Below are 23,887 nucleotides of genomic sequence, written 5' to 3' on the forward strand. Positions count from 1 at the left end.
GCTACCTATATTCTTCCCGAACGGGACTAAAAATGTCCATTAATTTACAAGCTGTCAATGCTTTTCCGCTATGCGGGGCGTTGGATGGAATAATCACTACATCGCCCGGTCCATACGTATCTTTTTCGCCATTCAAGGTAAACTCAAAAGCACCTTCTACCACGTGCATGATCTGTTCGTGATCGTGTTGGTGTTCGGGTACTTCTGCATCTTTTTCCACATCCCAAAATACCCAGCTCATGCGTTCGCCGTGCACCAATTTTCCGTGGTAGCCGGGCATTATTTCCTTAGGTTCGATCTCTGATAGGTTCATTGTGCTTAAATTTTAGTGCCAAGATAGAAATTAATATGAAGCATCTTTGTTTGGAATGGTATCCGCTTTGGCTATTTTTGACCGATAATTAAAATCAATGGGAGTACATTTTATAGGTTTGGGCGAAGTCAATATGTTCAATTTGGCCCATGCTCTGCATAAAAAAGGAGAAGTTGTAACTGGTAGCGATGAAGCGATAGAAGTATCGCTCAGGCCCAAGTTGAAGGAGCAAGGACTGTTACCAGATGATATGGGGTGGTTTCCCGGTAACATTCATCCACAATTGGAAGCCGTTGTACTGGGGTCAAATGCAAAAAACAATAATCCAGAACTGGAAAAGGCCCAAGAATTGGGTCTAAAAATTTATTCCTATGCCGAGTTTCTGTACGAGCTGACCAAATACAAGACGCGGGTGGTCATTGCTGGAAGTCAGAGAAAAACCGGTGTAGCCTCAATGATCTTAAATGTATTGGAGTATAATAATGTTGAAGTGGACTACGCATTGTCGGCCTTGAATGGGATTCGCCTAACCGAGCAAAACGATTTTATTGTGGTCGAGGGGGGTGATATTCCGTTGTCTGCAATGGATAATGCTCCTCAATTTCACTTGTACCGACCCAATATTGCTTTGTTAAGTGATATTGAATGGGATGGTAAAGGGCCTTATGGGGATTTTGAAAACTACACCGAGCAGTACCGCATTTTTGTGGATAGTATTGTCAAGGGCGGAAGCATTACTTATAATGATGAGGATGTCGTGGTTAAGAAACTCGTAGAAGCATCGGAAAACCCGATCAGAAAACTGCCGTATGTAACCCCGGATTATCAAGAAGTGAATGGGGAAGTCCTTTTGGATACGCCCGACGGTGAACTGCCATTGGAAACCTCAAGTGCAACAAAGTTGAGCAATTTAGCAGGGGCCAAGTGGATATGCCAACAAATGGGTGTTGACGAAGTGGAGTTCTACGAAGCTATAGCTACTTATCAATAATCCTTAAACCCCAAATTGCCTGAAGTGATGGTCCAAATGTTTGTATTGCATTTGGCCCCACTGTTCATGGGTAAAGGAACCAAAAACGGGGTGGGGATCCCAATTTTTTCTATTTTTCTCCTGATGAAAATCGTTGATCAAACCAACTAACACCTTTTTTTCTTCGTCAAAATTTTTGTCCCCCACCACTATTAATCCTTTTGCGGTTGGCAGATTTCGTCGCCAAGGCTTATCGTTGTAAAGGCTTTTTTTGAACAACTTCCCCATAAGCTTCAGTATGGGGTTGGGTTTGTTTTGAGGATTATACCGTTCCAAAGAAATTTTTAAAGGATATTGGCAATGGTGTAGCATTTGACCAACCTTCATTTTGCCCCATAAACCTTCGGAGGAATCTGAAAGTTTGTCGACCCGTGCCAAGATTTCGGTATGTGCCTCGGTATTGAAAAGGGATTTCATGATGAAGGATTTATCATGGAAATTACATAAAATTATTCTCCTATCTTTAGGCCATGCAAGAAAAACTAGCTTCCTTTTCCATTAAAAATTGGGCAGACGATGACAAGCCAAGGGAAAAACTGGTGCAAAAAGGCAGTTTTGTACTGTCTGATGCCGAGCTAATTGCCATTTTGATCGGTTCAGGTAACAGGAACGAAAGTGCCGTGGAGCTTTCCAAAAGGATTTTGGCCTCCGTGGACCATAATTTGAATGAATTGGGCAAGCTCTCGGTAAACCAATTGATGCGATTCAAAGGGATTGGAGAGGCCAAAGCCGTGAGCATTGCAGCTGCATTGGAAGTGGGTAGGAGAAGACGCTTAGAGAATACTTCCAAAATAATTAAAATACAGAGTAGTCATGACGCTTATGAACTGCTTTACCCTTTAATTGGGGAGCTTCCGCACGAGGAGTTTTGGATTGTGTATTTAAACAACTCCAACAAGGTTGTGCATAAAGCCCAGTTGAGCAAAGGGGGCATCACGGGAACCTTGGTGGATGTTAGATTGGTTTTGAGACAGGCATTGGAACTTGGAGCTGTGGCGATTATTCTCGCCCACAACCATCCATCAGGAACTTTGAAGCCAAGCATAGCCGATAAGCAGATAACCAAAAAACTGAAAACAGCCTCCGAAATTTTGGATATAAAAATATTGGATCATTTGATTTTGGCCAGAAATCAATATGTAAGTTTTGCGGACAAAGGAATTCTATAGCCCATTTTGCCTATGTTATTGATTTTTACCCATAAGGTGACCAACCGATTAACGTATACCGCCAAGCAAATTTTTGAAAAAATCTTGGGGGTGGAGATGGGGTTTACCACAAAGGTCGAAGACTTTATAAAGCATAATGGGCCCAAGATGACTTATTCCAAACAGCCCTTGCAGAACGAGTTTTTTGTGAGGAGCAATGACCTTTTGTTCGAACAGGGAATCAATGATTTGGAGATAAAGGTTTCGGATTGGGACGGTATTCCCTGTTTTTTTTATTCAGGAGAGAAGAGTACCATTCCCTTTGATATTTTTTCGGCCAGTTTTTTCCTTTTGAGCAGGTATGAGGAATATTTGCCCCATGTCAAGGATAGTGTGGGCCGGTTTCCGGTGAAGGAAAGCATAGCTTATCAAAATAACTTTTTGGAACTACCTGTGGTTGATCTCTGGGCCTACAAACTATTAGAGGCTTTAAAAGAACGTTTCCCGGATTTGGAGACCAAGGAAAAGAGTTACGGCTTCACTTCTATTATTAACGTCACTACGTCGCACGCCTATGCCATGCGCGGAATTTCACGTACTCTCGGTGGCTTTTTGTTGGATCTGGGTAATTTTAGGTTCAGGGATGTTTGGGAGCGATTCTCTGTCCTGTTGAGGCTAAAAAAAGACCCTTACGATAATTTCTTTGAGTTGGTGGACATCCATAAAAAATTCCCGATAAAGACCATGTTCTTTTTTCAGTTTGCCAAGCATTCGGCCCACGATAAAAATGTATCCACCACCAACAACAAGTTTCGTTATTTGATCAAGTCCGTGGCAGATTATAGCATTGTTTCACTGAGCACATCATTTGTATCCACATCGGACAAAAATGTACTTCGGGAAGAAAAAAAGCAATTGGGAAACCTGATTAACAGGCCCATAAGTTATGCCAGGCTTCGATATAACAAAGTGAATGTTCCAGCTACATACAGGAACTTGGTAGAGACCGAGTTCACGGATGATTTTTCTATGGGATACACGCACGAAATCGGGTTTAGGGCAGGTACCTGTACACCTTTTTATTTTTATGATATTAACACCGAGGTAAGGCAACCGATAAAAATACATCCCTTTGCCATGCACGACTATGCCCTTGTCAAGTATAAGAAAAAGGACGAGGTTTTTGAGAAAATGGATAAAGTGTACCGATTGGTGAAACAAGTTAGGGGTGACTTTGTTCTGGTTTTTTCCAACGAACTCTTGGGGGGCAAGCAACACTTGGATTGGATGGAACTCTATCAATCTATTTTAAAACGCTATTATGTTTGATTACGAAGTAACCGATATCTTTTTTGATTTGGACCACACCCTTTGGGACTTTGAGAAAAACTCGGCCCTTACGTTTGCCAAGATATTGGCGGACCATAAAGTGAAGGTGGATTTAGATGTTTTTTTGGAGGTCTATGCGCCTATCAATATGCAAATGTGGGCATTGTACCGAGAGAACGGAATTAGTCAATCCGAACTGCGTTACCAGCGCTTAAAACGAACTTTTGATGCGCTCCGCGTGCATGTTTCCGATGAGGTAATCAATGTGTTGGCCACCGATTATATCGCTCACCTATCATCTTTTACCCATTTGTTGCCCAATACCGTGGAGACTTTGGAATACCTTTTTCCACGATACAAACTGCACATTATTACAAACGGATTTCAAGAAGTGCAATCAAAAAAACTGAAAGGAAGTGGGATCGATCATTATTTTCAGAAAATTATTGATTCTGAAATGGCGGGGGTCAAGAAACCAAACCGCTATATTTTTGAGCTTGCACTGGATATGGCACAGGTAGAGCCACAAAATTCATTGATGGTCGGGGATAACCTAGAGGCGGATATTTTGGGTGCCAAAGCAATGGGAATGCAGGTGCTTCATTACAATTTCCATAAGGATTCCAATCATGGTGAATGTACAATGATTGACGACCTTATTGAAATAAAAAACATTTTATAGAGTTATATTAGGAGTGGTATACCCTCATTATTTGGACACTAGAAAATGTTTTTGGCTATGAAAAGATTATTCCATTCAGTCTTCTTGGCGGCTAGCCTTTTATTTTTCATTGCTTCATGTACCGAAGAACAAGATTTTAATCAGATTGATGATTTAAGGGTAACCCCCACTTTGGCCTCGGGTCTTTTTTATTTTGAATCCGATGAAGAGACCATAAACTCGGCAGGAGCACTAAGCTCTTTTTACTCCCAAGAGATCAATTTTGAGGCATTCAATGAGCAATATGTGGCAGAGCGTCTTTTAGAGGGTACAATTACTTATGAAATAGAGAACACAACAAATAAACAACTGGAAATAACCATTGAGTTTTTGGATGAATCTGGCCAATTACTGGATACAGAGGCGTTCTCAATTGATCCTAATTCCATCTTTACGAACCCCGTGTTCTATGGGGCAGGTGGCAAGAGCATCGATATACTGGTAAACACATCCAGCCTTCGAATTACAGCCAATAATTTGAGTGACGACACAAGTGTTTCGTCAGCCGAAGACCCCAAACTTATATTACGGTCTGGAGGAGAATTCCTATTTCAATTGCAATGAGAATAGCCCCAAAACTTATATTGATTTCCTTATTTTGTGGCACCACTGTTTTTGCCCAAAACAAGGAGTTATTATACGATTTTTATGAAATCCCACAATCTTTGATGGTAAATCCGGGAGTAAAAACATCGCAAAAATGGCATACTGGCATTCCTGTGATTTCTGGACTATCTGTACAAGGTGCAACCAGTGGTGTTACCGTGAACGATCTCTTTGCCAACGACGGTGTTGATTTTACCACAAAAGTCCAAGAGCGGTTGTTGGATGTAATGGGAGATAAGGACGATTTCAGCACTACAAGTCAGATAGAGGGAATTACCGTGGGTTTTAGAGGTAAAAATAGGCCGGATGACTACTACTCCTTTGGAATGTACGGTGAAATGGACATCATCTCATATTGGCCCAAGGATTTGGCTATTTTGGCATTTGAAGGTAATGGAGGCAGCAACATTGGGCGGAGTTTTGATCTAGGGGACTTAAATCTTCGTGGAGAGATGATCAATGTGTTTCATTTTGGAATCAACAGAAAGGCAAGCACAGCACTTACCTTGGGGGCAAGGGCTAAAATATATTCCAGTATTTTTCAATTCCAGTCCATAAACAACTCAGGTTCCTTTACTACACGACAAGGGCAAAATAATGTTTACGAGAGCACTATTAATGCCGATATGCAATTCCAAACGGCAGGGGTAAGAGAGTTTTACGATATTATTGAGGAAGATACGGGAACCACACAAAAGGATTTGGCAAGTGTTTTTACGGAGCGCGTATTGTTGGGCGGAAACCTTGGACTTGGTTTTGATTTTGGCTTTAGCTATAACCTCAGCCCGCAGACTACAATAACAGGAAGTGTTTTGGATATTGGGTTTATCAATAACTCAAAGGATGTGTGGAACTACACCTTTAGCGGTAGCACAACTACCGACGGGATTTCTGTTTTTCTTCCGGAGGACATCAACAATGTGGACAACGATTTATGGCAAGAGCTCATTGATGAGATTGATGGGGCGCTGCCCCATGGTGAAAACCAATCCAGTTATATTTCATTAAGGCCAATTAAGGTTTATGGCTCCGTTAGACACGATTTTGGTGAAGGAGGAGGAAGTCCCTTGTTCGAAAATTGCGGATGTGCTGTTAACGGGGGAGGTGGGAACAATCGCGATTATTACAGGAATAGTGTGGGAGGCCAATTGTTTATGATGAAAAGACCCCGGGGCGTACAGGCCGCATTGACCGGTTTTTACCAAAGAAGGTTTGGAAGGACCGCTTCCTTAAAAGCCACGTATACCGTTGATAAATATTCTTTTACAAATATTGGATTGGGTGCAAATCTTCAATTTGGGCCTGTTAATTTTTATGTTTTGGCAGACAACCTTTTAAGCTATAGCAATGTGGCTGATAGCCATTACGCCTCTTTACAGTTCGGATTTAATATCATATCTTGGAACAGTAATTGATTACTTTTACTATATGAAATATAAAGTATTGTACATATTGCTTTTGACAATGGGATTGGGCGGTGCCGTAAACGCTCAACTGAACAACTATAAATATATAATTGTCCCAAAAAAGTTTGACGCTTTCAAATCAGTAAACGAGTATCAGACCAGCACTTTGGTAAAATATTTTTTTGAACAAAACGGTTTTAATGTTGTTTATGATGATGCCTTGCCAGTAGATTTGGCAGGCAATAGATGTCTGGGACTTATGGCCGACTTGGTTGATGATTCCTCACTTTTTTCTACAAAAATCACCATCGCTCTCAAGGATTGTAATAATGTTGAAGTATTTAGGTCCGTTGAAGGGAAAACTAAGATCAAGGAATATGATGAAGCCTATAAGGATGCCATTCAGAAAGCATTTGTTTCTTATGCCGGTATGGATTATGCCTATGAGCCCAAAAAAGAGGAAGTAAATAGGGAAGCACCAGTAACCGTTAGTTTTAAGGATGATGTAAAATCGGTGGAAGAAGCGTCCAAAGAGCACGTTGTGGAACAAAAGGCCACTACGGAAGAACAGGTTTATAAAAGTGTAACGCCAAAGCCTTCTACAATTATAAGGGATTCCGATACGGATAAAACGACCACGGTTCCCACAAGCCTTTTATATGCCCAATCTACCGAAAATGGCTACCAATTGGTGGACAGTACACCGAAAGTTGTACTAAGGTTGGAAGCTACTTCGATGGAAAATGTTTTTATGACCGATTTTAAAGGCAATAATGCGGTGGTCTTTCAAAAAGACGGCAAATGGCTGTTGGAGTATTCCGAGAACGGTAAAAAAGTACATAAAGAGCTGAATATCAAGTTTTAAAAATCATACTTGTTTTTCCATCTTTTCTTTAAAAAGTCCTTCATGGAATTTTCCCTTGGGTTGTTCCCTGGTCTGTAAAATGTAGTTCCGGAAATTTCATCGGGAAGAAATTCAAAATCCACAAAATTATTTTCGTGGTTATGGGCATAGTCATATCCTTTTCCATACCCCAAATCCTTCATCAATTTGGTAGGGGCATTCCGGAGTGGTATAGGCACTGAAAGATCTCCAGATTGACGCACTTTTTGTTGGGCTTCGTTAATGGCCATGTAACTGGCATTACTTTTTGGCGAACTTGCCAAATAGGTGGCACATTGACTCAAGATTATCCTAGCCTCAGGGTATCCAATAGTGGTAACGGACTGGAAAGTGGTGTTGGCCAATACAAGGGCCGTGGGATTCGCATTTCCAATATCTTCGGATGCCAAGATGATCATTCGCCTTGCAATAAATTTTACATCTTCACCGCCCTCGATCATACGGGCCAACCAATATACAGCCGCATTCGGGTCGCTTCCCCGAATACTTTTTATAAAGGCTGAAATAATATCATAATGCTGTTCCCCGGTTTTGTCGTACAGCACCGTGTTTTTCTGAACCTTGTTGAGCACTAAATCGTTGGTGATGGTAATTTTGTCGTTACCCTCCGAATTGATCAGCAACTCGAAAATGTTGAGTAATTTTCGTCCATCTCCCCCCGATAGGCGTAACAGGGCTTCCGTTTCCTTCAACTCAATTTGTTTTTTGGAAAGATGGACATCCGTTTTAATGGCCCTTTCCAACAACGCAATAAGGTCATCCTTTCCAAATGGGTTTAGGGTGTATACTTGACATCTTGATAAAAGTGCAGGTATCACTTCAAAACTGGGATTCTCCGTTGTTGCTCCAATAAGTGTCACCCAACCTTTTTCCACCGCACCAAGCAATGAATCCTGTTGGGATTTACTAAAACGATGAATCTCATCAATAAAAAGGATAGGGTTTTTGGAAGTGAACAATCCTCCACTTTGCTTTGCTTTGTCAATCACCTCTCGAACATCCTTTACACCACTGCTAATGGCGCTCAAAGTGTAAAAGGGCCGTTGGCTTTCAGAAGCAATAATGTTGGCCAAGGTGGTTTTTCCTGTTCCTGGGGGACCCCAAAAAATCAAGGAGGGGATAACACCGTTTTTGATTTGGGTGGTTAAAGCGCCTTGTTTTCCCACCAAATGTTGCTGACTGATGTAATCCTCTAAAGTTTTAGGCCGTATGCGTTCTGCCAAAGGTTCGTTCATGGAGTAAAAATAAAATAAATTTGATGGTCCATTGTTCTTAATTTGGAAAGGATTTTTGTTGTCGACCTGACAATTTGTATACATTTAAGATTGTGGCGGGATGTTTGATTTTGTGAGTATATGGGTTCAGATACATTTAAATTTTCAAATGCAGTAGTATTGGCGCCATTGGTAGCCGTACTTTCTATTTGGATTGTTTTTTGGGTCGAGGTGCAGTTTGGCATCAACCTAAACGATTATGGCGTTTACCCAAGAAGGTTATCTGGATTAAAAGGAGTGCTCTTTAGCCCATTTATCCACGGTTCCATAACGCACTTATACAACAATACCATCCCATTGGCCGTGTTAACTGCTTTTCTGTTCTATTTTTACCAAAATGCGGCGCTTCGGATATTATTGTTAGGAACACTGGCGTCCGGATTTCTTACTTGGGCAATTGCGCGACCATCGTACCATATTGGCGCGAGTGGTGTAATTTATTTGTTGACAAGCTTTATTTTTTTTAAGGGGATTTTTGCCAAGCATTATCGCTTGGTAGCACTGTCATTGATTGTGGTTTTTATTTACGGGAGCATGATTTGGTATATATTTCCTGTAAAGGATGGCATATCGTGGGAAGGGCACCTTGCTGGATTTGCCACGGGGCTTGCGCTTGCCCTGATCACCAAGGTTCGGATTCCCGAGGTTCGTAAGTACGATTGGGAACGGGAAGATTACAAGGAAGAGGACGACCCTTTCCTAAAACATTTTGATGAAGATGGTAATTTCATTGAGACTACTACGGAAGAATCTGAACAAAAAATCGAAATCAAATACCATTACAGGGAATCTGATGAGGAATGATTCTTAATTATTTCTTTGCCGAACCACCTCATAAAGAAAAACACCACAGGCCACGGAAACATTTAACGAACCAATTTTGCCCATTAGCGGGAGTTTTGCTTGGTGATCAATAATGTTTAGGGTAGAAGGGGAAATACCTTTTTCTTCAGATCCCATGATGATGGCGGTAGGCCGGTTAAAGTCCACATCATAGATCTCATCATCGGCTTTTTCGGTAGCTCCGGTAACCACAATACCTGAAGATTGCAGGTAGAAAATGGCATCTTTTAGATGATCTACTTTGGCAATGGGCACATTAAAAGCTGCGCCGGCAGAGGTTTTTACGGTGTCGTCCGTAATGGGGGCCGAACCATTTTTTGGAATAATAATGCCATGCACGCCACAACATTCGGCGGTTCGGATAATGGCACCAAAATTCCGAACATCTGAAACTCCGTCGAGCATCAAAAACAAGGGAAGTTGTTCCTTGGATAGTACTTGTTCCACCAACTCTTCAAATTGATGAAACTGTACGGGGGATATTTGTGCCACTACACCCTGATGATTGTTTCGGGTGAGGCGGTTCAGTTTTTCAACCGGAACATAGGATAGACTAAGGCCATTTTTACGAACGGAGGACTCCAGTTCTTTGTAAAGCTCCCCTTTGAGACCCTTTTGGACAAATATCTTGTTGATGGGCTGTTCGGCGTTGATGGCTTCCATAACGGCCCGTATCCCATAGATTTGACTGTTCATTTTTTATTGCAATTTAAATGCAAAGATGCAATAAAGTAGCCTATCCATTTCCAATGGGGCCATTATTTTTTAAGATGTTTTGAAACAATGAATTATAGTTCTAATGCAATAATTCCAGGGTGGTCCTTAGCATAATGGTATGATCTCCAGAAAAAACCATCTCCTGAAAACTTCCAAACCACTTCTCCTTCGGTCGTAACCTCCCAAATACCATAGTCGCCTTCGGTAATAAGGGTGTTTCCATTGGGAAGGCGAACAGCTCCGGAAACTTTTGGGGAATACAGTTCAGTATCTGTGAAGCTCCAAAGGATTTCAGGGCTGGTAAGGGTGGGAATGGATTCTTGAGTTAGTGCATTCGGTAAGCCCAATTCGTATACTGTGGATTGGCCAAGGTCACCTCCATTGGTGAAAATGAGCATTTTTCCAGGCTCAAATAAATTTGGGTAATGGTTGTTTACAAACATCCTTTCGGAATCATCGTCACCATAGGCACTTGGGTTGCCAAAGCGATACACCAGGTCTCCGCCTCTTCCAAAATTTCCGCCCGAGTGGGATGCCGCCACTTCGGTTGTGGTGCTGTGGTCGAGAATCCATACTTCGCTGTAAAAATTAACGCTCAAAAATATTAGGTCGTTGATGGCATCGTAACCAAGACCGTTAATGTGCATAATATTGCCGTTTTCAGCATTTACATAATTTAGGTCGATTAATTGCGGGTTTGCAGCAACCTCCCCAAAATTTAATTTGGTATCATCAAAATCTTGGATTAAATGGTCTTTGGCATGCCATTCCCAAACAATCTCATCCGTGGTTGGATTAATTTCCAGAATGGATTCCGGGTAAAGGTCGGTATTGTGCTTGGAGCCACTGGCCAAGGCTTCTTCCTGGGTCATTTTTTCCCATGCAATGCCCAACACGTTGCCGTTGGGCAATAATTCTACATCGTGGTGCAAACGGTGGTTGCTATTGGAATAGGTAAAGTCCCACAGCGCATTGCCTTCTTTGTCGATTATCTGGATTTTCCCTCCAAAACCACCAAACAATATATCGGGTCCTTCAGCTTGTAATGCGGCCAACAGCGTTCCATCTTCAAGCAGCACAACATCGTTCCCAATTTTACGGTCTCCCAATGGCCATTCGTACACCAAATCACCATTTTTGTCCATTAAATAAACATGGTTGTTCATGGCGTCGTTTAACAGGATGTAATGGTCTTCTGCCAAAGCTTTGTTAAAGTAGGTTACCGTGCCCAAATCACTTTCCACAACCTCTTCGTTGTTTTCTTGTGGAGTTTCTTCTGTTGGTGTTTCTCCTTGTTCCGGGGTTTCTTCTCCTGACTCATCGGGAGTAATCGAGTTGTCGTTGTTGGAACAACATAAAAGGAGTGTGCAACAAATTATTGCCAGAGATGTTTTGATTGATGATTTTAACATGTGCCGGTTGATTAATTAAGGAAAAAGAATATGTTATCTCTCATTCAGGTAGTTGAAGACTTTAATTAAATCAGATTCCTCCTTAACATCTAAATTATTGTCCTTTATGTAGTTTTTCACCTCTGATCTTAACGGCTCTTTGAACAGTTTGGCAACTTTGTTGGTTTTTAAGGGAATCTCGTCTATTCTGTTCACACCTTTTTCTTGGTAGTAGTATTCAATAAAGTGTGTAAACCTGTTTGGAACAGCTTTAACAAAGGAGTTTTGTGCTTTCTGTCCCTCGGTAAACTTCACATTTATCCTTTTGTAGAGGTCGTAGGTTTTGCCATCTAAAACTGTCGTTAGATAGCCGTTCAAGGTATTTCCTTTTTTGTCAATAAAGGTGGCAAAGCCCATAGGTTTACCCTTTACCATCACTTTTATGGATTTATCCTTGGTAAGTGCAGCTATCTGTTCTTCTAATAAATTGGTTTTTTTTATTTCAATTTCTTCGTTGTAAGCGTTGTATCTATAATAGTAGGTGCCCATACCCTCATCGCCATAAAAAAGAGGGGTTGGCACAAATGTATCGTTCATATACGGGGAACCTGAAAAATCGTCAATTCCTGTTTGTTTTGATAGGCGATCATATTGATCGTCCATATCGCCAATGACAGTAGAGACCAGGGCATTGGATGCAGCGTTGTATGAACTGCCCGATGCTACTTGACCGGCATACTGAGCCGACATTAGATTGCCCGTTAGAAATAGTAGCAATGGTGTGATGAATTTTTTCATGTAATTGAATCTTAATGTATTGTGTGTTTCTTTGTGATTAAAAAGATAAGAAATTACGTAGGATAATTCTAATTAGAACAAAAAAAGCCTGGATTAATTTTAATCCAGGCTTTTTTGTTTGAATACTTGATGGACTATAAGTTGTCCAAGCAGTAGTTCAACAATTCAATTTCGGCAGTAGGACTTGGACCTAGGTCCAAAATCACATTACCGTTCGCAGAGGTGACTTGAAAGGTTATTTCAGAATCCCAATCTCCAGATACAAATTCAATGGAGATAACCTCAGTTCCATCAGGAACATTGAAAGACTCAGATGCTGCAGCTCCATCCTCTATTAGATAGTTGGTAGCCTCACCGTCAATGGTTATCAAGACTGAAGCACCGTTCCATCCATCTCCATAGGAATCTTGCATGTCTATCGTCCATTCCCCAGAAGTTGGAGGAGTTGGAGGGCATACAACCGTTGCATTGTATTGGAACGGAGATGCAAAGAAAGATCCTGTAGAGGTATCTGTGTTCTGACCGTTTGAGAACGTCCTACCGTCTACCAAATTAGCTGCAAAGCGGATGGAGAACACATCGCCTCCATCTACGTTTGACTCGGATAGAGAAAGAGCACTTAACATTTCTGGAAGGGTGATGCTATAGGAGTATCTTGGAAATCCATATTCCCCAATAGTGAACTCAGAGCTGGAAACGGTCCCAACTTGAACCTCGGCAGCACTATAATCCGTTCCTCCTTCTTCAATTGTGTTGTCTGTAAAGGAAACGAATACATCCAGGCTTTCCACCAGAGCACCGTCTTCTTCGTCCTGCATTTCTAATTCGACAGCAAAGTAGGAGTCGGATTGCCCAATGGGCAGTTCGTCCGATTCCACATTCACTGTTCTTAGCACAATACCACTTGTGGTATTGGCAAATACTTCGTCAATCACAGCGTCACCATCATCACACGAATTGAATGTGAATCCGACTAGCGCTAGAGCTGCGGCTAAAAGTGATTTATTTATAAATTTCATGATTTTCAATTTTTTTTATGTTATTGGGCTTCTGGGAATGCTGGTGATGCCGGATTTGTATCCCAGAAAACCTGTCCTGTCATATCCGTTTTTTGTGTCAAATTCGGATTTGTAATAACCTCATTCTGAGGGTATAGGAAGGTTCTTGGGAATGGACCTGGATTAGCTTCCCAGTTTGGGGCCAGGTTTGTAGGATATCCTGTTTTTCTGTAGTAGTTGTAAGCTTCAACAGCTCCACCGTACAGAGTAACAAAATATTGATCGGCAAAGATGTTCATTTGATCATCTCCAGTAGCTGCCAAGAAATCGGCAATAATACCATCTATCCATGTTGTCACATCGGTCTCTGAAGGCTCAAAGCTTAAATCGGCAGTTGGATCCAAAGCAGCAAATGGTCTTACTTTTGCCATGGATTTGGTCAATGCCGACCTAAACAACTCCGCAACTACAGCATTGGATTCCCCTTTGGCCATGGCGTTATCGGCTTTCCAGAAATCTACATATGATGAAAGGATGATGGGCTGAATACCAGCTCCTCCGCCCCCAAGTCCTAGACCTACAACACCAAAATCACTGTCATCAAATTTACCAGCTTGTGGGTAAACACCGACTGCAGTTTTTGTGAAACCGTCAGGTGGACCCCCTTCATTGTTACCGTGTTGTCTTCCCCAGTAACCGTTGGGCAAGCTACAGTATGCCCACTCACTTTCTTGATAATGAAGTGGTGGTACGGCTAAAGAACAGGCCAAGGTTTCCTCGTTGGGGTCTACTCCGGGAGCTCCGGGAGTTTCGGCAACTTGACGATAGAAATAATAACGCAATCTCGGGTCGTCCACATTTTGCATATACTGCATCAACCAAAGGGGTCGGTACAGGTCTGCGCCACTGGGTTGGTAGTCGTCGGCATAATCAGGATGGCGTGTGTCCGGTTGCAGTTCACGAGACCCATATTGCCATTGGAAATCTTCCTCAACGTCATCTATATAATTGTCTTCAGCAATTACAGCATCAAAAGCGGCAGTGTTACCAGTGGTAACATAAGCTTTCAGTCTTATAGAGTTCACTGCTTTGATCCACAAGGAAGTATCTCCATCGTAAAAGAAATCTGTGGCTCCCACTGTTCCGGGATTTGTGGCGAACAAACTTTCGGCTTCGTCCAACAAAGCCAATGCACTGGTATAAACAGAGGCCCCATCGTCCAACAAGGGAGCAGGGAACTGGTCTGGGTCACCCGCTTCGGAGTACGCAGCTTCCCCGATATAATCGGTGATCAACATTAGCATGTGGGCCTGTAATGTTTTGCCCACTGCAATATGGAAGGAATAATCCACGTCGCTTTCAGCATTTATGGCCTCTAGGCTTTGAACGTTTGTAAAAATGCCAAGATCCACGCCTTCGAAGGAATTATCACTACTGTAGGTTCTTGCCCAGATGTCATCGAATGTTGAACCCGGGTAGTTGTTAAAGTAGTTTCTTCCGCTCATGTACTCAAGCCTGGTCAGCTCACCGCCCAATTTGCTTATATCGAACATGTTGTCCGCGTAGGCAAGCTGAATCGAATTCAGTAGCAATCCTGGGTCTGCCTGATCGGCAGCAAGGTCGTTAGGACTCACTCGGAGATCCAAATCGGTTGTCTCACAAGAATTTAACAATCCTGTTAGTAGAAAGACAACGGTTATATATTTACCTATTTTTTTCATAATATTTTAGCTATTTTTTATTTAAAACGATGCTTTGACGCTTAAACCGTATTTTCTAGCGCTAGGTCCGTTGATGAAATCGAATCCTTGGGCATTTCCGATACCCGCGCCTTGAACGTTTGGATCAAAGTTGGCACCATCTGGTGTGTTGTAGGCATCATACCATAGGTTGAAACCTTGTGCGGTAATGGTCAAAGTCCCAAATGGAGTCTTGTCCAAAAACTTTTTCGGGAAAGAATAACCCAAAGAAACCTCTTGCAATCTGATTACCGAAGCATCGTAAACCTTTAATTCGGCAGGACCGAACAAAACGTTGTCGAAGTAGTAAGATGCGTTGTTTGTCTGTTTGTTGTTCACTTCGCCTGTACTTTGCAAAACACCAGGCAAAATATAAGTGTTCTCTCTGTTCAAAGTTTCGGTGATCAAACCACGGCCAAGAAGGGTGGCGATTGTATTTGACATGATGTCACCCCCTTTGGTATGGCTCAATTGGAAACCAAAGTTCCAGTTTTTGAAGGACATGCTATTGATGATGTTCATGATGTAATCCGGGTTTGGATCACCAATTACGGGAACATTCCCATCCAAATCCTGCTCAACAATAACATAATCACCGGCATCGTTCACTAGGAAATTCCCATCTGCATCTCTACCCACAGCAGTTCCCACCATGGCCCCGAGAGGTTTGCCTTTAATTGCCGCGTTACCACCTACGAACAGGGTAGAACTACCAGCGTAAATAATAATGTCCTGCTCTTGTTCTGTAACCACTGGATTGTACGTGGAGAAATTTGCTCTAGTGTTCCAGTTGAATCCATCTGGGGAATCACTTCTGAACCAATCCACAGAGGCATCGATTTCAATACCATCACCCTCGATTTTACCAACGTTACTTTGGGTAAAAGTAAAACCTGTAGATGGCGATAAAGGTTCACGCACGATCAAGTCCTTTGTTGTGCGGTCAAAATATGTGAAGTCCAAGGAAACTCGGCTATTGAAAAATCTGGATTCAAAACCTAATTCAAATTCAGACAATAGCTCGGGTTTCAGGTCGGGATTTGCTTTAAAACTTGCAACTTGGTTTGTGGTAATTCCACCACCTTCACCGTAAACTTGCGTGTTTTGCTCAACAATACCTACAGTAGGGTACGCAGTTGGAAAAGTAGCGGAAGAACCGATACCTGCTCTCAACTTTAAGAAGTTAAGACCTCCTTGGGACTGCAATTCTGGGAATGCGGCCGTTGGCAAGAAAGAAATACTTCCACTGGGGTATGTTCTACTGTTGTTTTCCGTAATCAAGTTAGATACCCAGTCTGTTCTGGTGGAACCTGTTAAGAACAACATGTTGTCATAGTCCAAAGTAACCTGACCTAAAACACCGGCGATGTTTCTTCTTTCGGTATACTGTATAGGTAATTGGTTGGAATAGTTAAAGTGACGTACCACTCCATAAACCAACTGTCCCGTACTTTGAACCCCTTGCTGGTCAAACGTGGTAGATCTTGTTGTTGCACCAGCGGTGAAAGTCATACCCAATTTTTCAGAAAGGTCATAATTACCATTAAGTGCCAAGTAGTGGTCCCAGATGGTATTGTTGTTATCGTATGTGTTCAAGAAACCGAAAATGGCATTGTTGAATGTAACACCACCTTTATTCGAATATTGAGTGTTTCTTTCAGTATAGAAGTCCATACCTGCCCTGTAGGTTAGGTCCAAGTTATCGGAAAGTGCGTAGTTGGCAGAAGCATTCCAGAAGAACCTGTTGGTCAACTGGGAGTTTTGCGCATTTTTCACAATCCATCTTGGATTCATGATATCGTTACCATTTCTATAGTACACACTGGAATTATCAATGGGGTTCTCGAAAGGCAATCCCATTAAGTCAACGTTTCTTGGTGTAAAGAATACAGCACCGAACGTAGAGAAACCTAAACTACCATTACCTCTACTCGCCGCAACTGGAGGGGTGCGATAGTCAGTTCTGGAATAGTTCATGGCGGCACTAATGGTAAATTTATTGGTAAGTTGTGTTCTACCACCAACGGAGATATTGAAACGCTGTAACTCGTTGCCAGGAACAAAACTTTCATCGTTCAAGTAACCTAGGTTAACGTTGAATGATGTAGAGCCATCCTGAGTACCACCATTAATGTTGACGGACGTATTGCTTACACCACCCGGTCTAAAGAAGTTTTCAACACTATCGTAAGGTCTCCAGTCATATCGTGCATTTTGGAGTTCTGGGAAGGCATCCCTTGTGGCTTGAATCGCAGTTGTCGAATAAGGGTGTGGAAGCGTACCGTTGTCGTCGATAGCAGGTTGGTTCCCCCATCCTGCAACACCACCTCTTTCGAATTTAGGTCCCCAGTTACTGTAGAACCATCCAAAAGATTGGTCAAAACCACCACCATACTCATCTTGGTAATCAGGTAATGAGGCCATGGCATTGACAAAATAAGATTGGTTTACCGTAATCTCTGTTTTTTTGGCACCACCTTCGCCTGAACCAGCTTTGGTTGTTATCAAGATTACACCATTCTTACCTTGTGTACCATATAGTGTGGCAGCGGCCAAACCTTTAAGTACCTCCACGCTGGCAATGTTGTTCGGATCCAAATCCAAAAATCTGGAAGAACCTGTGTTGCCATCCAGAAAGTTACCCTGAGCGTTAGTGTCGCTACTAAAAGGAACGCCATCCACTACAAAAAGCGCCTGGTTACTTCCGCTAAAGGAGCTTAAACCCCTAATTACAACGTTGGTACCGGAACCGGACATACCACCCGCGGCGGTAATGTTTACACCAGAGGCTTTACCGGAAAGTACTCTGGCAACATCACCATCGGCACGTTGTTCCAAGTCTTCTTCACCAACAGAAGAAACCGCATAACCCAAGGCCTTCTTTTCACGTTTAATACCTTGCGCGGTAACAATTACCTCTTCAAGGGCTTGGGTGTCTTCCACCATTTGAACATTGATTACGCTGCTAGCGCCGACAACTTTTGTCGAGGGTCTTTGCCCAATGTAAGTGAAAAGCAATGTTTGCCCCTCGCTCGCGCTGATGGCGTAATTTCCATCAAAATCTGTTTGGGTACCTGTTGTGGTCCCTTCAACGACAATGTTGACCCCAGGCAGCGGGAGCCCATCGGCATCCGTAACTGTACCTGTAATCGTCTTGTCTTGTGCATAGGATATATGCACAACAAACGCCAATAATAGCGTTAACAATCCATTAAGTTTTGTTCTCATTGTTAAATTATTTGAATTAGCTAATCGCTAAAATCATAATTTCATGTTAATAATCCAAACTAATTTTATAAAATCTTTAAGAGGGGGTCATTAAATGAGATAACTGCAAAATCATTAGAGTTCATTGATAACTCTATAATTTGATGGGGGTGTAATTGCTCTTAATGTAAATATTCGTTATGAGACCTCATTTATATGAAAGGTACAGTTCGTATAAGTGATTTTTTTTGGAAAGTTTTAGTGGGATTAGTGTGGTGGTTGGTGGATTGGGGGTTATGTTAAGAAGATGTGAATTTTTACTTTTGGCCCTTACACGTTAATACCTATTGTACATTTTCAACATAAAACTTTAGTTGTAGGTGCCGGCTCAGGTAATTTTGATGAACAAAAAAACGTATCGAAAACCTTTTTGGATATAAATTCTTTTTCTCGATACAAATTTCACTCATGCTCCCTTGAAGTCTGCTCAAAATGACAAATTTCATCAAAATACACAATGGGTACCTTAATATATAATCCTTTGATATACAATGCTTCTGTTTTTCCTTTCTTGTCCTTTTTGGTGTATTGCGCTGTGTTGGTTTTGAATTTTTTTACTTCTGTTTGAAATTTAATTACTGGGGATTTGAATTATTGGGAATAATTACTACATTTGCAGCCCTCAAAATGAGGGTTATTTAGTTTTTAAAAGAAATTTAATGCCAACAATTTCACAATTAGTACGAAAAGGAAGGGCCACAATTACCAAGAAGAGTAAATCGGCTGCTTTGGATTCGTGTCCTCAAAGAAGAGGGGTTTGTACACGTGTTTACACTACAACGCCAAAAAAACCAAACTCTGCAATGCGTAAAGTTGCAAGGGTGAGGTTGACCAATGGTAAAGAGGTGAACGCATATATCCCTGGTGAAGGTCACAATCTCCAAGAGCACTCGATAGTATTGGTAAGAGGCGGGAGAGTAAAGGATTTGCCTGGTGTGCGATATCATATCGTTCGTGGAGCATTGGATACCGCAGGTGTTGCGGGAAGAACGCAACGACGATCTAAGTATGGTGCAAAGCGTCCTAAAAATTAATCATTTTTAAGAAGAAGCGATGAGAAAAAAACAGGCAAAAAAGAGACCGTTATTACCGGATCCAAAATTTAACGATCAACTTGTTACACGTTTCGTGAACATGATGATGTGGGACGGTAAAAAATCAGTTGCATTCAAGATTTTTTATGATGCAATTGAAATTGTTGACGAAAAGAACACTGACGAAGAGAAAACAGGATTGGAGCTGTGGAAGGATGCCCTTTCAAATGTTATGCCGCACGTAGAAGTTCGTAGTAGAAGAGTGGGTGGTGCAACATTCCAGATTCCTATGCAGATTCGTCCAGATAGGAAAATTTCCACTGCCATGAAATGGTTGATCAGCTTTTCAAGAAAGCGTAACGAGAAATCAATGGCACAGAAACTGGCTGCTGAGATTTTGGCGGCGGCCAAGGAAGAAGGTGCAGCAGTGAAGAAAAGAGTAGACACACATAAAATGGCCGAGGCCAATAAAGCATTCTCGCACTTTAGATTCTAATCAATACAATGGGAAGAGATTTAAAATATACAAGGAATATAGGTATTGCAGCTCACATTGATGCTGGAAAGACAACTACTACAGAACGTATTCTTTTCTATACAGGTGTGAGTCATAAAATTGGTGAAGTGCACGATGGTGCCGCAACCATGGACTGGATGGAGCAAGAGCAAGAGCGTGGTATTACCATTACCTCTGCGGCTACCACTTGTACATGGAAGTTTCCAATGGAGAATGCACAACCGTTACCTGACACAAAAGATTACCACTTTAATATTATTGACACTCCCGGACACGTTGACTTTACGGTTGAAGTAAACCGTTCACTTCGTGTGTTGGATGGATTGGTGTTCTTGTTCAGTGCTGTTGATGGTGTTGAGCCACAGTCCGAAACCAACTGGAGATTGGCCGATAACTATAAAGTGCCAAGAATCGGTTTCGTGAACAAAATGGACCGTCAAGGCTCCAACTTCTTGAACGTGTGTAAGCAGGTTCGTGAGATGTTAGGTTCCAATGCGGTGCCAATTGTATTGCCAATAGGTGACGAAGCAGACTTTAGAGGTATTGTTGACTTGGCCAAGAACAGGGCTGTTGTATGGCACGAGGATAACTTCGGTTCTACCTTTGATGTGGTTGATATTCCTGAAGAGATGAAGGCTGAAGTTAAGGAGTACCGAGCTGCCCTAATCGAAGCTGTTGCAGAATATGATGAAGAGTTGATGGAAAAATTCTTCGAAGACGAAGATTCCATCACTGAAGATGAGGTGCACGCCGCTTTGCGCGCTGCTGTTATGGACAGGGCTATTATTCCAATGATTTGTGGTTCTTCCTTTAAAAATAAAGGGGTACAATTTTTGTTGGATGCAGTTTGCCGTTACTTGCCATCACCTTTGGATAAAGATGATATCGTAGGTATCAATCCAGATACGGAGAAAGAAGAAAGAAGAAAACCCGATCCAAAAGAACCATTTGCCGCTCTTGCATTTAAGATTGCAACCGATCCTTTCGTAGGTCGTTTGGCATTCTTTAGGGCATATTCTGGTCGTTTGGACGCAGGTTCTTATATTTTGAACAACCGTTCAGGTAATAAAGAGCGTATTTCTCGTATCTACCAAATGCACTCCAATAAGCAAAATGCAATTGACTTTATCGAAGCAGGGGATATTGGTGCGGCAGTTGGTTTTAAAGATATTAAGACTGGGGATACCCTTTCTGATGAAAAACATCCAATTGTTTTGGAAAGTATGCAATTCCCAGAGCCGGTAATCGGTATCGCGGTAGAGCCAAAAACTAAAGCTGATGTTGATAAATTGGGTATGGCTTTGGCTAAATTGGCCGAAGAGGATCCAACCTTCCAGGTAAAAACAGACGAAGCATCCGGTCAGACCATTATTTCTGGTATGGGTGAGCTTCACTTGGATATTATTTGTGATCGTTTAAAGCGTGAGTTTAAGGTAGATGTTAACCAGGGTCAACCCCAGGTAGAGTACAAAGAAGCTATTACCGGAACGGCCGATCACAGAGAAACATACAAAAAGCAGACCGGTGGTCGTGGTAAATTTGCCGATATCGTATTTACTATGGAGCCAGCTGAAGAAGGTAAGTCCGGACTGGAGTTTGTTAACGTAATCAAAGGTGGTAATATTCCCAAGGAATTTATCCCATCCGTTGAGAAAGGATTCAAAGAGGCCATGAAAAATGGTCCTTTGGCCGGATTCGAAATGGATTCCATGAAAATTACCCTTAAAGATGGTTCTTTCCACCCTGTGGATTCCGACCAGCTTTCTTTCGAACTTGCTGCAAAATTGGGTTACAAGGTTGCTGCCAAAAAAGCGAAAGCAGTGATTATGGAGCCAATTATGAAGTTGGAGGTACTTACTCCAGAAGAAAACATGGGTGACATTGTTGGTGACTTGAACCGTAGAAGGGGGCAAGTAAACAGTATGTCGGATAGAGCAGGTGCCAAGGTTATCAAGGCTGAAGTGCCGCTATCGGAAATGTTTGGTTATGTTACTTCCTTGAGGACATTGTCTTCAGGTAGGGCAACATCCACAATGGAATTTTCACACTATGCAGATACGCCTTCCAATATCGCGGAAGAAGTAATCAAAGCAGCTAAAGGAGTAACCGCTTAATTTTTCAGCAAGATGAGTCAAAAAATTAGAATAAAATTGAAATCTTACGATCACAATTTGGTGGACAAATCTGCTGAGAAGATCGTTAAGACAGTAAAAACAACAGGTGCTGTGGTGACTGGACCAATTCCATTGCCAACACGCAAAAAGATATTTACGGTTTTGCGTTCACCCCACGTGAACAAAAAATCGAGAGAGCAGTTCCAATTGAGCTCTTACAAGAGATTATTGGATATTTACAGCTCTTCATCAAAAACCATCGATGCCCTTATGAAGTTGGAACTTCCAAGTGGCGTGGAGGTTGAGATCAAAGTCTGATAATGTTTCTGCCCTAGGCGGGAGCAACATGTCCCAAACGATGGTTCGGGAAAAACGGTGAAAGAAAAAAATCTGGGTCAGAACAGAATATTTTCTTGACCCAATTTTTTTGCCAAGAAGTTGGCAAGAGTTATAAAAAGTAAATAATTGTTAATTAATTAAATATGTCTGGGTTAATAGGTAAGAAAATCGGTATGACCAGCATTTTCGACGAGAATGGAAAGAACGTTCCATGTACCGTATTGGAAGCTGGGCCATGCGTGGTTACCCAAGTCAGAACCGAAGAGGTAGACGGGTACAGAGCCCTTCAACTAGGTTTCGATGACAAGGCAGAAAAACGTGCTAATAAGGCCGAAACAGGTCACTACAAAAAAGCAGGTACTTCTCCCAAAAAGAAAGTCGTTGAGTTCCAAGGGTTTGAAGGTGAATACAAATTGGGGGACACTGTAGGTGTTGATCTATTTGTAGAAGGAGAATTTGTTGATGTGGTAGGTACATCAAAAGGAAAAGGATTCCAAGGTGTTGTAAAACGTCATGGTTTTGGAGGAGTTGGACAGGCGACCCACGGCCAGCACAACAGATTGAGAGCTCCTGGTTCCATCGGTGCTGCATCTTACCCTTCCAAAGTTGTGAAAGGTATGCGAATGGCCGGTAGAATGGGCGGTGACAGAGTTACCGTGCAAAACTTAAAAGTATTGAAAGTGGTTCCTGAGAAAAATCTTTTGGTAGTTAAAGGGTGTGTTCCAGGTCATAAAAATGCTTACGTAACAATTCAAAGGTGGAAATGATGAAGGTAGTAGTTTTAGATATCAAGGGAAAAGAGACAGGTAGGAAAGTAGAGCTTTCCGACGATGTTTTCGCTATAGAGCCTAATGAGCACGCTATTTATTTGGATGTAAAGCAGTACTTGGCCCATCAGAGACAAGGGACACATAAGGCTAAAGAAAGAGCGGAAATCGCTGGTAGTACCAGAAAGATCAAAAAACAAAAAGGTACGGGTACCGCAAGGGCCGGTAGCATTAAATCACCAATATTTAGAGGTGGTGGTAGAATCTTTGGTCCAAGACCAAAGGATTATACCCAAAAGTTGAACAAGAACATGAAGCGATTGGCCAGAAAATCGGCCTTGAGCATAAAGTCCAAAGAACAATCGATAGTGGTTGTGGAAGACTTCAGTTTTGAAGCTCCAAAAACAAAGGACTTCGTTAATTTCTTGTCTTCCTTGGGAATAGAAAATAAAAAGTCTCTTATTGTGTTGGGCGATTCAAATAATAACGTATATTTGTCGTCGCGTAATTTGGAGCGTTCCGAGGTTGTAACAGGCTCAGAATTAAATACTTACAAAATTGTTAACGCAACAAGTTTAGTATTGACGGAAAGCGCTTTGGAAAGAATTGAATCGAACCTAAAGAAATAAAAG

General features: G+C 41.9%; 23 protein-coding genes. 14 read left to right on the top strand and 9 right to left on the bottom strand.

Going from position 1 to position 23,887, the window contains the following annotated elements; genetic code table 11:
* Position 1: 1 nt before the first annotated feature.
* Entirely contained in the window at positions 2-313 is a 312-nt protein-coding gene (locus tag AC13CC_RS03280) for a cupin domain-containing protein (RefSeq protein WP_326279112.1), read from the bottom strand.
* A 97-nt stretch (positions 314-410) separates the two neighbouring features.
* Between AC13CC_RS03280 and AC13CC_RS03285 the strand changes: the two genes are divergently transcribed.
* The gene (locus AC13CC_RS03285; RefSeq protein WP_482876178.1) at positions 411-1,304 is read left to right on the top strand and encodes a Mur ligase domain-containing protein; all 894 of its coding nucleotides are present in this window, start codon (positions 411-413) and stop codon (positions 1,302-1,304) included.
* Between the two features lie 3 nt (positions 1,305-1,307).
* Here the strand turns inward: AC13CC_RS03285 and AC13CC_RS03290 are convergent, their stop codons facing one another.
* A complete protein-coding gene (locus tag AC13CC_RS03290; RefSeq protein WP_482876179.1) occupies positions 1,308-1,760 on the bottom strand; it encodes a DUF1569 domain-containing protein in 453 nt (150 codons plus the stop codon).
* 53 nt (positions 1,761-1,813) lie between these two features.
* On the opposite strand from AC13CC_RS03290, the gene radC reads away from it, so the two are divergent.
* From radC to AC13CC_RS03320, 6 genes are read left to right on the top strand one after another with little or no spacing between them, the layout of a single operon-like run.
* Complete coding sequence (gene radC, locus AC13CC_RS03295; protein WP_326279109.1) at positions 1,814-2,512, top strand: RadC family protein; 699 nt, start codon at positions 1,814-1,816, stop codon at positions 2,510-2,512.
* Between the two features lie 12 nt (positions 2,513-2,524).
* The gene (locus AC13CC_RS03300) at positions 2,525-3,820 is read left to right on the top strand and encodes a polysaccharide deacetylase family protein (RefSeq protein WP_482876180.1); all 1,296 of its coding nucleotides are present in this window, start codon (positions 2,525-2,527) and stop codon (positions 3,818-3,820) included.
* Entirely contained in the window at positions 3,813-4,502 is a 690-nt protein-coding gene (locus tag AC13CC_RS03305) for a YjjG family noncanonical pyrimidine nucleotidase (protein ID WP_482876182.1), read from the top strand. The genes AC13CC_RS03300 and AC13CC_RS03305 overlap by 8 nt, the downstream gene beginning before the upstream one ends.
* A 57-nt stretch (positions 4,503-4,559) precedes the next feature.
* Positions 4,560-5,105, top strand: coding sequence for a hypothetical protein (locus tag AC13CC_RS03310; protein WP_482876183.1), 546 nt, complete (start codon positions 4,560-4,562; stop codon positions 5,103-5,105).
* Positions 5,102-6,562, top strand: a complete 1,461-nt coding sequence (locus AC13CC_RS03315; RefSeq protein WP_482876184.1) for a DUF5723 family protein — start codon at positions 5,102-5,104, stop codon at positions 6,560-6,562. Before AC13CC_RS03310 ends, AC13CC_RS03315 begins: the two co-directional genes overlap by 4 nt.
* 13 nt (positions 6,563-6,575) lie before the next feature.
* Positions 6,576-7,418, top strand: coding sequence for a hypothetical protein (locus AC13CC_RS03320; RefSeq protein WP_482876185.1), 843 nt, complete (start codon positions 6,576-6,578; stop codon positions 7,416-7,418).
* Here AC13CC_RS03320 and AC13CC_RS03325 read toward each other — a convergent pair.
* Positions 7,415-8,692: a replication-associated recombination protein A gene (locus AC13CC_RS03325; protein ID WP_482876186.1), complete on the bottom strand. Its 1,278-nt coding sequence runs from the start codon at positions 8,690-8,692 to the stop codon at positions 7,415-7,417. The genes AC13CC_RS03320 and AC13CC_RS03325 overlap by 4 nt on opposite strands.
* 120 nt (positions 8,693-8,812) lie before the next feature.
* On the opposite strand from AC13CC_RS03325, the gene AC13CC_RS03330 reads away from it, so the two are divergent.
* Positions 8,813-9,535, top strand: coding sequence for a rhomboid family intramembrane serine protease (locus tag AC13CC_RS03330; RefSeq protein WP_482876188.1), 723 nt, complete (start codon positions 8,813-8,815; stop codon positions 9,533-9,535).
* A gap of 3 nt (positions 9,536-9,538) precedes the next feature.
* Here AC13CC_RS03330 and rlmB read toward each other — a convergent pair whose 3' ends face one another.
* From rlmB to AC13CC_RS03360, 6 genes are all read right to left on the bottom strand, one after another.
* Entirely contained in the window at positions 9,539-10,270 is a 732-nt protein-coding gene (rlmB, locus tag AC13CC_RS03335; RefSeq protein WP_482876189.1) for a 23S rRNA (guanosine(2251)-2'-O)-methyltransferase RlmB, read from the bottom strand.
* A gap of 92 nt (positions 10,271-10,362) precedes the next feature.
* Positions 10,363-11,703, bottom strand: a complete 1,341-nt coding sequence (locus tag AC13CC_RS03340) for an aryl-sulfate sulfotransferase (RefSeq protein ID WP_482876191.1) — start codon at positions 11,701-11,703, stop codon at positions 10,363-10,365.
* A gap of 33 nt (positions 11,704-11,736) precedes the next feature.
* Positions 11,737-12,480: a hypothetical protein gene (locus AC13CC_RS03345; RefSeq protein ID WP_482876193.1), complete on the bottom strand. Its 744-nt coding sequence runs from the start codon at positions 12,478-12,480 to the stop codon at positions 11,737-11,739.
* 134 nt (positions 12,481-12,614) lie between these two features.
* Positions 12,615-13,499 (bottom strand): hypothetical protein, encoded by an 885-nt coding sequence (locus AC13CC_RS03350; RefSeq protein ID WP_326279098.1) that lies wholly within the window; start codon positions 13,497-13,499, stop codon positions 12,615-12,617.
* A 20-nt stretch (positions 13,500-13,519) separates the two neighbouring features.
* On the bottom strand, positions 13,520-15,199 hold the full coding sequence (locus AC13CC_RS03355) for a SusD/RagB family nutrient-binding outer membrane lipoprotein (protein ID WP_482876195.1): 1,680 nt from the start codon (positions 15,197-15,199) through the stop codon (positions 13,520-13,522).
* A gap of 21 nt (positions 15,200-15,220) precedes the next feature.
* Complete coding sequence (locus AC13CC_RS03360; RefSeq protein ID WP_326279096.1) at positions 15,221-18,445, bottom strand: SusC/RagA family TonB-linked outer membrane protein; 3,225 nt, start codon at positions 18,443-18,445, stop codon at positions 15,221-15,223.
* A 698-nt stretch (positions 18,446-19,143) separates the two neighbouring features.
* On the opposite strand from AC13CC_RS03360, the gene rpsL reads away from it, so the two are divergent.
* The 6 genes from rpsL (at position 19,144) to rplD (ending at position 23,884) form a co-directional block, all read left to right on the top strand.
* Positions 19,144-19,518, top strand: a complete 375-nt coding sequence (rpsL, locus tag AC13CC_RS03365; RefSeq protein ID WP_014032016.1) for a 30S ribosomal protein S12 — start codon at positions 19,144-19,146, stop codon at positions 19,516-19,518.
* Between the two features lie 19 nt (positions 19,519-19,537).
* On the top strand, positions 19,538-20,014 hold the full coding sequence (rpsG, locus tag AC13CC_RS03370; RefSeq protein WP_014032015.1) for a 30S ribosomal protein S7: 477 nt from the start codon (positions 19,538-19,540) through the stop codon (positions 20,012-20,014).
* Positions 20,015-20,022: 8 nt separating this feature from the next.
* Positions 20,023-22,149, top strand: coding sequence for an elongation factor G (fusA, locus tag AC13CC_RS03375; protein WP_293168770.1), 2,127 nt, complete (start codon positions 20,023-20,025; stop codon positions 22,147-22,149).
* Positions 22,150-22,161: 12 nt separating this feature from the next.
* On the top strand, positions 22,162-22,467 hold the full coding sequence (gene rpsJ, locus AC13CC_RS03380) for a 30S ribosomal protein S10 (protein ID WP_014032013.1): 306 nt from the start codon (positions 22,162-22,164) through the stop codon (positions 22,465-22,467).
* Positions 22,468-22,631: 164 nt separating this feature from the next.
* Positions 22,632-23,255 (top strand): 50S ribosomal protein L3, encoded by a 624-nt coding sequence (gene rplC, locus AC13CC_RS03385; protein ID WP_293168769.1) that lies wholly within the window; start codon positions 22,632-22,634, stop codon positions 23,253-23,255.
* Positions 23,255-23,884, top strand: coding sequence for a 50S ribosomal protein L4 (gene rplD, locus AC13CC_RS03390; RefSeq protein WP_482876212.1), 630 nt, complete (start codon positions 23,255-23,257; stop codon positions 23,882-23,884). Before rplC ends, rplD begins: the two co-directional genes overlap by 1 nt.
* Positions 23,885-23,887 lie beyond the last annotated feature (3 nt).

This window comes from Flagellimonas sp. L-11 (assembly GCF_056857735.1).

Bases quoted from the DNA above. Each gene is read 5' to 3' on its own strand.
- fusA (WP_293168770.1), top strand. From the start codon at position 20,023: ATGGGAAGAGATTTAAAATATACAAGGAATATAGGTATTGCAGCTCAC.
- AC13CC_RS03300 (WP_482876180.1), top strand. From the start codon at position 2,525: ATGTTATTGATTTTTACCCATAAGGTGACCAACCGATTAACGTATACC.
- rplC (WP_293168769.1), top strand. From the start codon at position 22,632: ATGTCTGGGTTAATAGGTAAGAAAATCGGTATGACCAGCATTTTCGAC.
- rpsL (WP_014032016.1), top strand. From the start codon at position 19,144: ATGCCAACAATTTCACAATTAGTACGAAAAGGAAGGGCCACAATTACC.
- rlmB (WP_482876189.1), bottom strand. From the start codon at position 10,270: ATGAACAGTCAAATCTATGGGATACGGGCCGTTATGGAAGCCATCAAC.
- rplD (WP_482876212.1), top strand. From the start codon at position 23,255: ATGAAGGTAGTAGTTTTAGATATCAAGGGAAAAGAGACAGGTAGGAAA.
- AC13CC_RS03310 (WP_482876183.1), top strand. From the start codon at position 4,560: ATGAAAAGATTATTCCATTCAGTCTTCTTGGCGGCTAGCCTTTTATTT.
- rpsG (WP_014032015.1), top strand. From the start codon at position 19,538: ATGAGAAAAAAACAGGCAAAAAAGAGACCGTTATTACCGGATCCAAAA.
- AC13CC_RS03305 (WP_482876182.1), top strand. From the start codon at position 3,813: ATGTTTGATTACGAAGTAACCGATATCTTTTTTGATTTGGACCACACC.
- AC13CC_RS03280 (WP_326279112.1), bottom strand. From the start codon at position 313: ATGAACCTATCAGAGATCGAACCTAAGGAAATAATGCCCGGCTACCAC.
- AC13CC_RS03340 (WP_482876191.1), bottom strand. From the start codon at position 11,703: ATGTTAAAATCATCAATCAAAACATCTCTGGCAATAATTTGTTGCACA.
- rpsJ (WP_014032013.1), top strand. From the start codon at position 22,162: ATGAGTCAAAAAATTAGAATAAAATTGAAATCTTACGATCACAATTTG.
- AC13CC_RS03360 (WP_326279096.1), bottom strand. From the start codon at position 18,445: ATGAGAACAAAACTTAATGGATTGTTAACGCTATTATTGGCGTTTGTT.
- AC13CC_RS03345 (WP_482876193.1), bottom strand. From the start codon at position 12,480: ATGAAAAAATTCATCACACCATTGCTACTATTTCTAACGGGCAATCTA.
- AC13CC_RS03315 (WP_482876184.1), top strand. From the start codon at position 5,102: ATGAGAATAGCCCCAAAACTTATATTGATTTCCTTATTTTGTGGCACC.
- AC13CC_RS03285 (WP_482876178.1), top strand. From the start codon at position 411: ATGGGAGTACATTTTATAGGTTTGGGCGAAGTCAATATGTTCAATTTG.
- AC13CC_RS03325 (WP_482876186.1), bottom strand. From the start codon at position 8,692: ATGAACGAACCTTTGGCAGAACGCATACGGCCTAAAACTTTAGAGGAT.
- AC13CC_RS03330 (WP_482876188.1), top strand. From the start codon at position 8,813: ATGGGTTCAGATACATTTAAATTTTCAAATGCAGTAGTATTGGCGCCA.
- AC13CC_RS03355 (WP_482876195.1), bottom strand. From the start codon at position 15,199: ATGAAAAAAATAGGTAAATATATAACCGTTGTCTTTCTACTAACAGGA.
- AC13CC_RS03320 (WP_482876185.1), top strand. From the start codon at position 6,576: ATGAAATATAAAGTATTGTACATATTGCTTTTGACAATGGGATTGGGC.
- radC (WP_326279109.1), top strand. From the start codon at position 1,814: ATGCAAGAAAAACTAGCTTCCTTTTCCATTAAAAATTGGGCAGACGAT.
- AC13CC_RS03350 (WP_326279098.1), bottom strand. From the start codon at position 13,499: ATGAAATTTATAAATAAATCACTTTTAGCCGCAGCTCTAGCGCTAGTC.
- AC13CC_RS03290 (WP_482876179.1), bottom strand. From the start codon at position 1,760: ATGAAATCCCTTTTCAATACCGAGGCACATACCGAAATCTTGGCACGG.